Below are 13,388 nucleotides of genomic sequence, written 5' to 3'. Positions count from 1 at the left end.
TGAATTAAATTTCGTAAATTACCCGCATTTATTCGATTGCTGAACCGTTTTCGCAGCAATTGACGACGGGGGTTTTACGTGGCTTTATAAGGGGAGATGACAAATTAATGTCCAAAAGATTTTCGACTGGGCATAAACAAAAATGATGGGGTGACTGGGTTTTTATGAACGAACAATATTCCGCGTTGCGTAGTAATGTCAGCATGCTCGGCAAAGTGCTTGGGGATACCATCAAAGACGCCCTGGGGGAGAACATCCTCGACCGCGTTGAAACCATCCGCAAGCTGTCCAAATCCTCCCGTGCCGGTAACGAGGCGAATCGTCAGGAGCTGCTCACCACCCTGCAGAACCTGTCTAACGATGAGCTGTTACCCGTCGCCCGCGCGTTCAGTCAGTTCCTGAATCTCGCAAACACCGCTGAGCAATATCACAGCATTTCGCCGAACGGCGAGGCTGCCAGCAACCCGGAAGTGATTGCCCGCACGCTTAGAAAACTCAAAGAACAGCCCGATCTGAACGAAGCGACCATCAAGCAGGCGGTGGAATCCCTTTCGCTTGAACTGGTGCTGACCGCTCACCCCACCGAAATCACCCGCCGCACGCTCATCCACAAAATGGTGGAAGTGAACAACTGCCTGAAGCAGCTGGATAACAAAGACATTGCCGACTACGAACGCAATCAGCTGATGCGCCGCCTGCGCCAGCTGATTGCCCAGTCCTGGCACACCGATGAAATTCGTAAGCATCGCCCAAGCCCCGTCGATGAAGCAAAATGGGGCTTTGCGGTGGTCGAAAATAGCCTGTGGGAAGGCGTGCCGAACTATCTTCGCGAGCTAAACGAGCAGCTGGAAGAGAACCTGGGCTATCGCCTGCCGGTTGATTTTGTGCCGGTACGCTTCACCTCCTGGATGGGCGGCGACCGCGACGGCAACCCGAACGTCACCGCGGAAATTACCCGCCACGTGCTGCTGCTGAGCCGCTGGAAAGCCACTGACCTGTTCCTGAAAGATATCCAGGTGCTGATCTCCGAACTGTCGATGGTGGAAGCCACGCCGGAACTGCGCGAGCTGGCCGGTGAAGAAGGTGCCAGCGAGCCGTACCGTTTCCTGATGAAAAAACTGCGCGGTCAGCTGATGGCGACGCAGGCCTGGCTGGAAGCCCGCCTGAAAGGCCAGCGTCTGCCGAAGCCGGAAGGCCTCCTGAGCCAGAACGAACAGCTCTGGGAACCGCTCTACGCCTGCTATAAATCGCTCCAGGCCTGCGGGATGGGCATCATCGCTAACGGCGAGCTGCTTGACACCCTGCGCCGCGTGAAGTGTTTTGGCGTGCCGCTGGTGAGGATCGACGTGCGTCAGGAGAGCACTCGCCACACCGAAGCGCTGGGCGAGCTGACCCGCTATCTGGGCATCGGCGACTATGAAAGCTGGTCCGAAGCCGACAAGCAGGCGTTCCTGATCCGCGAACTGAACTCCAAGCGTCCTCTCCTGCCGCGCAGCTGGGAACCGAGCAACGATACCCGCGAGGTGCTTAACACCTGTAAAGCGATCGTTGATGCGCCAAAAGGATCGGTGGCCGCCTATGTGATCTCCATGGCGAAGACGCCGTCCGACGTGCTGGCCGTACATCTCCTGCTGAAAGAAGCCGGTATCGACTATGCCCTGCCGGTGGCCCCGCTGTTTGAAACGCTTGATGACCTGAACAATGCCAATGACGTGATGACCCAGCTCCTGAATATCGACTGGTATCGCGGCTTTATTCAGGGCAAACAGATGGTAATGATCGGCTATTCCGACTCCGCAAAAGATGCGGGCGTAATGGCGGCATCCTGGGCGCAGTATCAGGCGCAGGACGCACTGATCAAGACCTGCGAGAAAGCCGGCATTGAGCTGACGCTGTTCCACGGTCGCGGCGGCTCGATTGGCCGCGGCGGTGCCCCAGCACACGCGGCGTTGCTCTCTCAACCACCGGGAAGCCTGAAAGGTGGCCTGCGCGTGACCGAACAGGGCGAAATGATCCGCTTCAAGTACGGCCTGCCGGAAGTCACCATCAGCAGCCTGTCGCTCTATACCAGCGCCATTCTGGAAGCGAACCTGCTGCCGCCGCCGGAGCCGAAGGAGTCCTGGTGCCGCATCATGGACGAGCTGTCGGATATCTCCTGCGATCTGTACCGCGGCTACGTGCGCGAAAACAAAGATTTCGTCCCTTACTTCCGTTCAGCCACGCCTGAACAGGAGCTGGGTAAACTGCCGCTAGGCTCACGTCCGGCCAAGCGTCGGCCGACCGGCGGCGTCGAATCCCTGCGCGCCATCCCGTGGATTTTCGCCTGGACGCAAAACCGCCTGATGCTGCCCGCCTGGCTGGGCGCGGGTGCCGCGCTGCAGAAGGTGGTGGAAGACGGCAAGCAGCACGAGCTGGAAAGCATGTGCCGCGACTGGCCGTTCTTCTCGACGCGTCTTGGCATGCTTGAGATGGTCTTCTCAAAAGCGGACCTGTGGCTGGCGGAATACTACGATCAGCGCCTGGTAAAACCGGAGCTGTGGGCGCTGGGCAAAGAGCTGCGCGAGCTGCTGGAAGGTGATATTAAGGTAGTGCTGGATATCGCCAACGATTCACACCTGATGGAAGACCTGCCGTGGATTGCCGAGTCAATTCAGCTGCGCAACATCTACACCGATCCACTGAACGTGCTGCAGGCAGAGCTTCTGCACCGTTCACGCCAGGCGGAAGAGGAAGGCAAAGAGCCAGACCCTCGCGTTGAGCAGGCGCTGATGGTGACGATCGCTGGCGTTGCGGCGGGTATGCGTAACACGGGCTAATGCTTTATGCCGGGTAGCGCTACGCTTGCACGAGCCTACGAAAGTAGGCCGGGCAATCGTCAGCGCCACCCGGCAGTACCTTGGTATCCACATCATGCAATACGACATTACCCAAATCCTGAGTGACCTGATAAACGGTACGTTGCCGCTTCGCCAGGTACACTTTGCAAACTCCAACGCTCCCGCCCCCGAACTTGCCTTAAAAGTCGATTTTCCACGCCTGGAAATTGCGATCGAGGGGTCAATTGCAGATCGCGCTGTTCCCGCCCTACAGCAACGTGATGTTCTCTACGTCCCAGCCGGCGGCTGGAATTATCCACAGTGGCAGGAACCTGCAACCACGCTGAGCATCCTGTTCGGCAAACAGCAGCTTGGGTTTAGCCTTGTGCACTGGGATGGTATTGAAGTACGTAATTTCGCGAAACAGAACGTCGCCCGCCGCGGCCCCCGCATTGGCTCATTCCTGCTGCAAACGCTGCATGAAATGCAGATGCAGCCTCATGAACAACAAACCGCACGGCTTATTGTTGCCAGCCTGCTTAGCCACTGCGTAGATCTGCTCGGAAGCCAGATCCAGACAGCCTCCCGCAGCCAGGCGCTGTTTGAAGCGATCCGCGTGTATATTGATGAACACTATGCCGCACCGCTCACCCGAGAATCAGTTGCACAGGCGTTTTACATCTCCCCCAACTACCTTTCACACCTGTTCCAGAAAACGGGCGCGGTCGGTTTTAATGAATATCTGACCCACACCCGGCTGGAGCACGCGCGCCGACTGCTGAAGGGATATGACTTGAAAGTGAAAGAAGTGGCGCATGCCTGCGGATTTGTCGACAGTAACTATTTTTGTCGGTTATTCCGCAAGAATACGGAGCGCTCTCCATCCGAGTACCGACGCCAGTATCACAGTCAGCTCATCGAAAAAGTGGCTACTCCACAATGATGTGCGTATGCTGCGGCGCGGATAGCATTTTACGCACCGCCGCCATGACCTTTTGCGGATCGCGCAGGAAAGCGTTTATGCCGCACTTCACATAGCGGACATGGTCAAAGCGCTCGCTGCCTGCCAGTTCAATATCGGTAATGAGTAAGGCGACAGCGGCGCGGCGAATATCATCATCCGTAAGCTCGCATTCAACGCCCAGCGCGCCCTGCGTTTCAATCATCACGCTCCATTTTTCCTGCTGGCAGAGTTTCTCTAACTTCTCGGCAGCCATGTAGGTATGCGCAACCCCGCTGACGCATGCGGTGACCGCCACCAGACGCCTGCTCATGTTCGCTGTCATAATCAACCTCCTACCGTGACGCAAAAACCCTTTCGCTCCGCCATTTGCCGGATGGCTTCAATCTCCAGCGGCGTCGGCGGAACGATATGCTCCATTCCCCACCGCTGCCCAAGGAGACGGTACTTTGGCTCTCCGTACGGGTGGAATGGCAGTAAATGCAGCTGCCTGATCCCGGAAGGTTGCAAGAATGACAATACGCGAGCCATGTTCTCTTCGCTGAGCGTATAGCCAGGAATAAGCGGCACGCGTGGGATCACGTTTACGCCCTCAGCGACCAGCTGCATAAAGTTATCCAACACTCTGGGCAAATTCATTGCAATCACCGAACGCGCCCGTTCGGCGTCCATAATTTTTAGATCAAAAAGCACTTCGTCACATTGATATGCCAGAGGCAGCAAACGCGAAAGAGGAGCATCCCCCGCCGTTTCTATCGCCGTATTGACCCCGTTGCGACGCAGCCTTCGTAAAAACTCTGTTGCGAAAGGGGCCTGCATCAACACCTCCCCACCGGAAAGCGTGACGCCACCGCCCGATGAGCGGAAGAAAATGTCGTCTTTCATTACCTCGCGTTCAAGGTCATCCAGGGTTACCTCCCTACCGATACGCTCAAACGCGCCTGACGGGCATTCGTCAGCGTCATGCAAGCAGGGGGCGCAGTGTAAACATTTACTTTCCCTGCGTACCGTCTCGATTTTAGGCGAGATCGACTCCGGGTTAGCGCACCACGGGCATTTGTGAGGGCAGCCTTTAAAAAAAACCACCGTCCGGATGCCGCTCCCGTCATTCAAGGAGTAGCGCTGGATGTTGAAAACACGCGCCACGCTGGCGCGCGTTTCGATGACGTCACAGCTGATGCGCTGTTCGACGGATAATGTCATCCTGGATCTCCTTCGACAGCTCAACAAAGAAGGCGCTGTACCCGGCAACGCGCACCACCAGCCCGGCAAAATCCTGAGGGCGCTGTTGCGCTTCACGCAGCGTGTCCGCATTTACCACGTTGAACTGAATGTGCTGTAGTTTAAGCTGGGTAAACGCCCGAAGAAAATCGGCCAGCTTTTGCAGACCTGCCTCCCCTTCCAGCGTCGCGGGAGTAAATTTTACGTTCAGCAGCGTACCGTTGGACAACAGATAATTATCCAGTTTGCTCACCGATTTCAGTACCGCCGTCGGGCCCTGAATATCCTGACCAAGCATCGGAGAGAGGCCGCCGTCCGCCAGCTGTTCGCCCGCTAAGCGACCATCCGGCGTCGCACCCACAACCGCGCCAAGCGGCACATGCGCAGAAACGGTATACGAACCCGGCGTGAACTGCCCGCCGCGCGGATTCCGGTATTTTTCAACCTCTTTACAGTAGTGGCGCAGTAGATCAGCGCTGATGTTGTCGACCTCATCGATATCATTGCCGTATTTTTCGAAGCGGTTAATCAGCCGTGCGCGCACTTTTTCCCCTTCTGGGGTGGCAAAGTTAGCTTTAAGCACGGCGAGCAGCTCATCAAAACTTAAGCGCTGCTGTTCAAAGACCAGCCCCTTCAGGGCGTGGAGGGAGTCGCTTAGATTTGCAATGCCAATACCCTGTACGCCGGAAAAGTTGTAGCGGGCGCCGCCGTCGGTTACGTCTTTGCCCGTTTCCAGGCAATCGCTGATGAAAGACGACAGCAGCGGTACGGGCGCCCAGTCCCGATGGCCGATATCACAGATATTGCTCCCTTCGACCATCAGCGCAATGTAATGGTTAATTTTGGCACGGATATGCTCAAGCAGGCCTTCATAGCTCAGGTCACTATTACCCTCGTTTTCCTGGATAGCGATTTCCATCACCTTCAGGAGATTAAACATCGCGATATCGTGCAGGCCGTAGGTTCTTCCCGGAATCGACAGCTCGACGCAGCCAACCACCGCATAATCACGCGCATCTTCCAGCGACACGCCGCGGTTCAGGAACGCAGGCACGACAACCTCATCGTTGAAAATCTGTGGGATGCCGGTTCCCAGGCGGATCGTCTCCGCGGTTTTGAGCAGGAAAGGCCGGTCTATGAGCTCATTCACCCGCACGCCGAGGTTCGGCTGAGGAAGCTGAACGTTCTGATAGGCATCAAGGCACAGGAAGGAAAGTACGTTCACCGCGCTGCGGCCGTTTTCCGTCAGCCCGCCCAACAGAGCGGTATAACCCGTCGGGAACCCCGCAAAATAACGGGCGCTGCTGGTCGAACGCAGCAGCACGACGTCGTTGCACTTCACCCAGAGGCATTCCAGCAGTTCTTTGAGGAAGCCTGGTTCTTCTCCCTGTGAGAGAGAGGCCTGGTAAAACGGCAGCATATATTGGTCAAAGCGGCCAATTGAAAGCGAACTGGCGTTGGATTCATACTGTAAAATGACGTTCATGTACCAAAACAGCTGGCACGCCTGCCAGAAGGTTTGCGGCCTGAACGCTGCATTATGGCGTGAAATTTCTGCAATCTTGAGCAGTTCTTCGCGGCGCGGCGCGACAGCGTGCTGGGCAAGTTCCTCAGCCAGTGCTGCATAGCGCAGTATATGCCGCTGGGACGCTTCAAGCAGAATCAGCGCTGCCGCATAGAAAGAGTTCTGCTCATCGCGGGCGCAGAGCGCACGCATTTCCGCCACCAGCGCGCCCAGCCCGTTATTCAGCAGGCGCGGATAATCGATAATGATATGCCCCTGCCCTTTATCCGTCTGGTTGATGCTAAAGATCTGCGTACCCACGGCAGCCTTTACATCTTCGGTCATCTGGCTGTTGATGAAGTCCTTCATCGACCGCTTTTCCCAGTAGGGATAAAGCACCTCACGATAGGTCTGCTTATCCGCATCACTGATTTCGAAGCGATCCTGCGGGCGCGTCGCAAACTGATCCAGTTCCTTAAGCAGCCAGTAGGGATCCATTTCCGGGGACATGATGCCCGCGCGCGGCTTAACGGTACGGTTTCCGGCAATCAATTCCTCGTCACGAATCGCGATATTCACATGGTCGAGAATGTACGCCGTGGCTTTCGCACGCCGGATAATGACCGGCTCGCCTTCCGTCTGCTGATGGCTGGCGGTGTAGAGCAATGCGCGCTCAAGCGAGATTTCACGCGGGTTTGCAAAGAGCGCGTCTTTTAAACGCTGGGTACGATTCGTCATGAGGGAACTCCTGTAACGGAAAACGAGCCCGCCCCAACGGGGCGGGAGAGCATCAGGCGGTTTGAGCCAGGTGAGTGTCAATTTTGTTCATGATGGCGTCGGCACGCTTTACAGCGTCACTGATGTTGACGCGCACGATGGTCTTACCGGCAAAACGCTCCTCAAACTTGATGCCAATATCTTTGGTCAGGATCACCACATCCGCTGCCGCAATGTCCTCTGCGGTCAATTCGTTTTCAAGACCAATGGAGCCTTGCGTTTCCACTTTCACTTCCCAGCCTTTCGCTTTCGCCGCGCTCTCCAGCGCTTCGGCTGCCATATAGGTATGAGCAACGCCTGACGGGCATGCGGTTACTGCAATAATTCGGGCCATGTTCTCTTCCTCATTCAGTTAATTTCGAAATCCAGATCGAGGTCATCCTCTTTTTCCTCGACCTGTTTGGTATTCTTACGCGCAATGCTCTTCAGCACGTTGACGCTAATCGCCGTCACTACAGCCCCCACAGCCACTGCCGCAATGTAGCCCAGTTTGCCTTCCACAACGGGGAGCACAATCAGCCCACCCCAACCGGCATAACACTGCGCTCCCATTAACGCCGCGGTAACCGCGCCACAGGCAGAGCCCAGCATGATGGACGGGATCACGCGCAGGGGATCGGCTGCGGCAAATGGAATCGCCCCTTCCGTAACGCCGACGCAGCCCATGACCAGCGCCGCTTTGCCCGCCTCGCGCTCTTCACTGGTAAAGTTTTTACGATTAATCAGCGTTGCCAGCCCCAGGCCCAGCGGCGGAACGCAAATCCCTACCGCCGCAATCGCGACCACGGTGTAAACGCCCTGAGCAACGCAAATCAGCATGAAGGCATAGGCCACTTTGTTAATCGGGCCGCCCATATCAAACGCCAGCATGAGTCCAATAATGACGGCAAGAACTACAATGCTGCCCTGCTGCATCCCCTGCAGCCACTGCGTTAAACCGGTGGTTAATGCCCCAACAGGCTCGCCCAGCCCCCACATCATGATGCCTGCGGTAACGAAGGTGCCGATGATAGGAATGATGAAAATGGGCATAACGGAGCGCAGGACTTTTGGAACCGGCAATTTTTTCAGGTACCAGACCACAATCCCGCCGAGGATCCCGGCAATAATGGCGCCAAAGAAACCGGCTCCGAAACTGTTGCCGACCCAGGCGGCAATCGCGCAAGGCGCCAGTGCGGCGCGTTCTGCAATGGAATAGCCGATATAGGCAGCCAGGAAAGGCACCATCAGCGTTAACCCCGCCACGCCGATATCGAACAGTTTTTTCAGATTGGGGTCTGTTGCTGCATCCGGTACCGCACCTTTGCCATACAGCATGACCGAAACCGCCAGCAAAATGCCTCCCGCCACAACGAACGGGATCATGTGCGACACCCCCGTCATCAGATGCTGTCGGGTGTTCTTAAGAATATGCATCAACTCTTTCATATGTCGCTCCTGGCCAAACCCATAAAGATGTTGTGGCAAACAATAGGCAATCGCGAAGAGGGCGGACAGGAGACAAAAAGGCCATTTACTGGATTATTGTAATATAGAAATAAAAATGCGATCCGCCTCGAAAATTCATGCTGGCGATATAAAGCGCGAAATGTCTTAACCTGTGAGTCAAATCCCACTTTTTGCGTGATATTACATTTGTCCAGCTTTTGGCAGATTTGTCGCATGGCGCGCGTGAGCGACGCACTCGTATGCTGTGTCCAATTAACGATCCTTGGTTTCAGGAGTGTGTATGGCTCTGGTAGTGGAATTTACCTGTGAATTGCCCAACGGTGTTCACGCGCGTCCAGCAAGTCACGTAGAGACGCTGTGCAATACGTTTACGTCACAAATTGAATGGCACAATCTGCGGACGGACCGGAAAGGTGATGCAAAAAGCGCGCTGGCCCTTATTGGTACCGATACGCTGTCAGGCGATGCCTGCCGCATGATCATCAACGGGGACGATGAGCAGCATGCCCATCAACGGCTTAAGCAGTGGCTGAGCGAGGAGTTTCCACATTGCGACGCACCGCTTGCAGAAACCATCAATACCGAGCTTGATCCGCTGCCAGAATCCCTCACGCGCCTGCATCCCACGCTGTTTCGCGGCCTGCCCGTTTGCAGCGGCAGCGCCCAGGGCATTCTTACGCTACTCACCTCGTTGGATCTCAATGCGCTGACGGATTTACCTGACGCAAAAAGCGTGGAAGAGGAGCAGTCGGCGCTGGACAATGGCCTCGTCCTGCTGGTGAAAAACATTGAGCTGCGCGCGCTGGACAGCGACAGCACCGCCAGCGCGATCCTTGAAGCACACCGCTCGCTGGCGACGGACACCTCGCTGCGCCAGCACCTTCTCGCTGGCGTTAACCAGGGCCTGAGCTGTGCGCAGGCGACGGTCGCCACGGCGAACCATTTTTGTGAAGAATTTTCCCGCTCCAGCAGCAGCTATTTGCAGGAACGCGCGCTGGACGTGCGGGATGTCTGCTACCAGCTTCTTCAGCACATCTACGGTGACGAGCGCTTCCCGGCGCCGGGCAAGCTGACGCAGCCGACAATTGGCCTTGCCGAAGACCTCACGCCCGGCCAGTTTTTGGAACTCGATAAAACCTTGCTTAAGGGCTTATTATTAAAAAGCGGCGGCACGACCTCACACACCGTTATTCTTGCTCGTTCCTTTAATATTCCCACCCTGGTTGGCGTTGACAGCGAAAGCGTGTTGCCATGGCGCAACCAGCCCATCTTTGTGGATGGCAATGCCGGTGCAGTTGTGGTGAACGCCAGCGATGCGGTAGCACGCTATTACCAACAGGAAGCGCGCGTGCAGGAGGCCATTCGTGAACAGCAACACGTCTGGCTTGACCGTGAAGCACGAACCGCCGACGGGATGCGAATCGAAGTTGCCGCCAACATTGCCCACGCCGTAGAAGCGCAGGCAGCGTTCAGTAACGGCGCAGAAGGCGTTGGGCTATTCCGTACCGAAATGCTTTATATGGATCGTGCCAGCGCACCGGACGCAGACGAGCTGTACAACCTATTCTGCCAGGCGCTTGAAAGTGCAAACGGGCGCAGCATCATCGTGCGGACCATGGATATCGGCGGCGATAAGCCAGTGGAATACCTTAATATACCGCCTGAGAACAACCCGTTCCTCGGCTACCGCGCCGTGCGTATTTATGAAGAATATTCAGCGCTTTTCGCCACCCAGCTGCGGGCGATCCTGCGCGCCTCTGCCCACGGCAGCCTGAAGATCATGATCCCGATGATCTCTTCCATGGAGGAGATCCTGTGGGTGAAAGAGAAACTCGCCGAAGTGAAACAGCAGCTTCGCGCAGAGCATATTCCCTTTGATGAAAAAATCCCGCTGGGCATCATGCTCGAAGTTCCCTCGATCATGTTTATCATCGACCAGTGCTGCGAAGAGATTGATTTCTTTAGCATCGGCAGTAACGACCTGACGCAGTACCTGTTGGCTGTGGACCGCGACAATGCCAAAGTCACGCGCCATTACAACAGCCTGAACCCGGCCTTCCTGCGCGCGCTGGATTACGCCGTTCAGGCCGTTCATCGTCAGGGAAAATGGATTGGACTCTGCGGCGAACTCGGAGCAAAAGGCTCTGTACTGCCGCTGCTGGTGGGACTGGGGCTGGACGAGCTCAGCATGGGCTCGCCTGCCATCCCGGCAACAAAAGCGCGCCTGGCACAGCTTGATAGCCGCGCCTGCCGCCAATTGCTTAATCAGGCAATGGCGTGCCGTACCTCGCTTGAAGTGGAGCACCTTCTCGCGCAGTTCCGCATGAATCAGCAGGATACGCCGCTGATAACGCCACGCTGCATTTCACTGGATAACGACTGGAACAGTAAAGAAGAGGTCATGAAAGGAATGACCGATAACCTGCTGCTCGCAGGACGTTGCCGCTACCCCCGCAAGCTGGAGGCCGATCTGTGGGCACGAGAAGCCGTCTTCTCCACCGGCCTTGGCTTTAGTTTTGCCATCCCGCACAGCAAATCGGAGCACATTGAACAATCCACCATTAGCGTTGCACGCCTGAACGCGCCGGTAATGTGGGGAGAGGAAAAGGCGCAATTTATCATCATGCTTACGCTCAATAAGCATGCCGCGGGCGACCAGCACATGCGTATTTTCTCGCGCCTGGCGCGCCGCATTATGCATGAAGATTTCCGCAGCGCACTGGTCAATGCCAGCTCTGACGATGCCATCGCCACCCTGCTGCAACGTGAATTAGAACTGTAAAAGAGGAAGAGTCATGGAATTGTATCTGGATACCGCTAACGTTGCGGAAGTTGAACGCCTGGCGCGCATTTTTCCGATTGCGGGTGTGACCACCAATCCCAGCATTATTGCTGCCAGCCGCGAGTCCATCTGGGACGTGCTGCCGCGCCTGCAAAAAATCATGGGTCCGGAGGGCATCCTTTTTGCCCAAACCATGAGCCGCGACGCCGAAGGCATGGTGGCGGAAGCCAAACGTCTCAGTAATGCCCTGCCGGATATCGTGGTGAAAATCCCGGTCACTGCTGAAGGCCTTGCTGCGATTAAGCAATTGAAAAAAGAGGGCATCACTACCTTAGGAACCGCCGTATACAGTGCCTCTCAGGGTTTATTGGCCGCGCTGGCGGGCGCGAAGTATGTCGCGCCGTATGTGAATCGCATCGATGCTCAGGGCGGTGATGGAATCCGCATGGTTCAGGAGCTGCAGTCTCTGCTGGAAATGCATGCACCAGAAAGCAAAGTATTGGCAGCCAGCTTCAAAACGCCACGTCAGGCGCTGGAGTGCCTGCTGGCCGGATGTGAAGCGATCACGCTTCCTTTAGACGTAGCGCAACAAATGCTCGGCACCCCGGCGGTAGAGTCAGCGATAGAGAAGTTCGAGCAGGACTGGAAAAACGCGTTTGGTAACCTCAACCTCTAAGGGAGAACAGTTATGGACCGTATCATTCAATCGCCTGGGAAATATATCCAGGGCGCCGATGTGCTTACCCGTCTCGGGGACTATCTGAAGCCGCTGGCAAACCGCTGGCTGGTGGTCGGTGATAAATTTGTGCTGGGTTTTGCTGAAGAAACCCTGCGTCAGAGCTTTAAAAACGCAGAACTGCACGCAGAAATCGCGCCGTTTGGTGGCGAATGTTCACAAAATGAAATCGATCGTCTAAAAAAAATGGCCGACAGCGCCGACTGTCTGGCCGTGCTGGGCATCGGTGGCGGTAAAACGCTGGATACCGCCAAAGCGCTGGCCCACGTTATGGACGTGCCGGTTGCCATTGCACCGACTATTGCCTCTACCGACGCACCGTGCAGCGCGCTTTCCGTTATTTATACCGACAGCGGCGAGTTCGAGCGCTACCTGATGCTGCCGCACAACCCGAACATGGTAATTGTGGATACCAAAGTGGTCGCGGGCGCGCCTGCTCGTCTGTTGGCTGCGGGCATTGGCGATGCGCTGGCTACCTGGTTTGAAGCGCGCGCCTGCTCCCGCAGCGGTGCCACGACGATGGCGGGCGGCAAGTGCACGCAGGCGGCGCTTGCGCTGGCGGAATTGTGCTACAACACGCTGGTCGAAGAGGGTGAAAAGGCGATGCTGGCCGCCGAGCAGCACGTGGTCACCCCTGCCCTTGAGCGCATTATCGAAGCGAATACCTATCTGAGCGGCGTCGGCTTTGAAAGCGGCGGCCTTGCGGCAGCGCACGCCATCCATAACGGCCTTACTGCCATTTCGGATGCGCACCACTTCTATCACGGTGAAAAGGTGGCGTTTGGTACGCTCACGCAGCTGGTACTGGAAAATGCACCGGTGGAGGAGATTGAAACCGTTGCCGCGCTGTGCCACAGCGTTGGCCTGCCCATTACGCTGGTTCAGCTGGATATTAAAGAGGATATTCCGGCGAAGATGCGCCTGGTGGCAGAAGCCTCGTGCGCGGAAGGAGAAACCATTCACAATATGCCGGGCGGCGTATCGCCGGATCAGGTTTACGCTGCGCTGCTGGTTGCCGACCAGTACGGGCAGCGGTTCCTGCAGGAGTGGGAATAACGAAAAAAGCCGGGTGGCGCTGCGCTTACCCGGCCTACAAAACATCTTAATCCGCAGGCCGGGTCAGGCGTTACAGCCACCCGGCA

General features: G+C 56.4%; 10 protein-coding genes. 5 read left to right on the top strand and 5 right to left on the bottom strand.

Annotated elements, in window-relative coordinates:
- Window positions 1–164 precede the first annotated feature (164 nt).
- Window positions 165–2,816, top strand: coding sequence for a phosphoenolpyruvate carboxylase (ppc, locus tag DBY73_RS14910; protein ID WP_112011877.1), 2,652 nt, complete (start codon window positions 165–167; stop codon window positions 2,814–2,816).
- 94 nt (window positions 2,817–2,910) lie between these two features.
- Entirely contained in the window at window positions 2,911–3,759 is an 849-nt protein-coding gene (locus DBY73_RS14905; protein ID WP_112011876.1) for an AraC family transcriptional regulator, read from the top strand.
- Here the strand turns inward: DBY73_RS14905 and DBY73_RS14900 are convergent.
- Genes DBY73_RS14900 through DBY73_RS14880 form a run of 5 tightly spaced genes read right to left on the bottom strand, consistent with a single transcriptional unit; the run spans window position 3,746 to window position 8,707 of the window.
- Window positions 3,746–4,090 carry a PTS fructose-like transporter subunit IIB gene (locus tag DBY73_RS14900; RefSeq protein ID WP_112011965.1) on the bottom strand — a complete coding sequence of 115 codons (345 nt, stop codon included), beginning with the start codon at window positions 4,088–4,090 and terminating at the stop codon, window positions 3,746–3,748. The genes DBY73_RS14905 and DBY73_RS14900 overlap by 14 nt on opposite strands.
- Before the next feature lie 14 nt (window positions 4,091–4,104).
- The gene (locus DBY73_RS14895) at window positions 4,105–4,980 is read right to left on the bottom strand and encodes a [formate-C-acetyltransferase]-activating enzyme (protein ID WP_112011875.1); all 876 of its coding nucleotides are present in this window, start codon (window positions 4,978–4,980) and stop codon (window positions 4,105–4,107) included.
- Window positions 4,946–7,240, bottom strand: coding sequence for a formate C-acetyltransferase (locus DBY73_RS14890; protein WP_112011874.1), 2,295 nt, complete (start codon window positions 7,238–7,240; stop codon window positions 4,946–4,948). Before DBY73_RS14890 ends, DBY73_RS14895 begins: the two co-directional genes overlap by 35 nt.
- 52 nt (window positions 7,241–7,292) lie before the next feature.
- Window positions 7,293–7,613, bottom strand: coding sequence for a PTS fructose-like transporter subunit IIB (locus tag DBY73_RS14885; RefSeq protein WP_112011873.1), 321 nt, complete (start codon window positions 7,611–7,613; stop codon window positions 7,293–7,295).
- A 14-nt stretch (window positions 7,614–7,627) separates the two neighbouring features.
- Window positions 7,628–8,707 (bottom strand): PTS fructose transporter subunit EIIC, encoded by a 1,080-nt coding sequence (locus DBY73_RS14880; RefSeq protein ID WP_112011872.1) that lies wholly within the window; start codon window positions 8,705–8,707, stop codon window positions 7,628–7,630.
- A 301-nt stretch (window positions 8,708–9,008) separates the two neighbouring features.
- Between DBY73_RS14880 and ptsP the strand changes: the two genes are divergently transcribed.
- From ptsP to DBY73_RS14865, 3 genes are read left to right on the top strand one after another with little or no spacing between them, the layout of a single operon-like run.
- Window positions 9,009–11,510 (top strand): phosphoenolpyruvate--protein phosphotransferase, encoded by a 2,502-nt coding sequence (ptsP, locus tag DBY73_RS14875; RefSeq protein ID WP_112011871.1) that lies wholly within the window; start codon window positions 9,009–9,011, stop codon window positions 11,508–11,510.
- 13 nt (window positions 11,511–11,523) lie between these two features.
- Entirely contained in the window at window positions 11,524–12,186 is a 663-nt protein-coding gene (gene fsa, locus DBY73_RS14870; RefSeq protein WP_112011870.1) for a fructose-6-phosphate aldolase, read from the top strand.
- A 12-nt stretch (window positions 12,187–12,198) separates the two neighbouring features.
- Window positions 12,199–13,302 (top strand): glycerol dehydrogenase, encoded by a 1,104-nt coding sequence (locus DBY73_RS14865; RefSeq protein ID WP_112011869.1) that lies wholly within the window; start codon window positions 12,199–12,201, stop codon window positions 13,300–13,302.
- Window positions 13,303–13,388 lie beyond the last annotated feature (86 nt).

Origin of the sequence: Enterobacter sp. RIT418, from assembly GCF_003057745.1 — a bacterium.
In the GTDB taxonomy this organism is placed as follows: Bacteria; Pseudomonadota; Gammaproteobacteria; order Enterobacterales; family Enterobacteriaceae; genus Enterobacter.
This window is presented reverse-complemented; position numbering and strand designations above follow the sequence as displayed.

Excerpts from the sequence above, each read along its gene's own strand:
- ppc (WP_112011877.1), top strand. The coding sequence starts at position 165 with ATGAACGAACAATATTCCGCGTTGCGTAGTAATGTCAGCATGCTCGGC.
- DBY73_RS14905 (WP_112011876.1), top strand. The coding sequence starts at position 2,911 with ATGCAATACGACATTACCCAAATCCTGAGTGACCTGATAAACGGTACG.
- DBY73_RS14900 (WP_112011965.1), bottom strand. The coding sequence starts at position 4,090 with ATGAGCAGGCGTCTGGTGGCGGTCACCGCATGCGTCAGCGGGGTTGCG.
- DBY73_RS14895 (WP_112011875.1), bottom strand. The coding sequence starts at position 4,980 with ATGACATTATCCGTCGAACAGCGCATCAGCTGTGACGTCATCGAAACG.
- DBY73_RS14890 (WP_112011874.1), bottom strand. The coding sequence starts at position 7,240 with ATGACGAATCGTACCCAGCGTTTAAAAGACGCGCTCTTTGCAAACCCG.
- DBY73_RS14885 (WP_112011873.1), bottom strand. The coding sequence starts at position 7,613 with ATGGCCCGAATTATTGCAGTAACCGCATGCCCGTCAGGCGTTGCTCAT.
- DBY73_RS14880 (WP_112011872.1), bottom strand. The coding sequence starts at position 8,707 with ATGAAAGAGTTGATGCATATTCTTAAGAACACCCGACAGCATCTGATG.
- ptsP (WP_112011871.1), top strand. The coding sequence starts at position 9,009 with ATGGCTCTGGTAGTGGAATTTACCTGTGAATTGCCCAACGGTGTTCAC.
- fsa (WP_112011870.1), top strand. The coding sequence starts at position 11,524 with ATGGAATTGTATCTGGATACCGCTAACGTTGCGGAAGTTGAACGCCTG.
- DBY73_RS14865 (WP_112011869.1), top strand. The coding sequence starts at position 12,199 with ATGGACCGTATCATTCAATCGCCTGGGAAATATATCCAGGGCGCCGAT.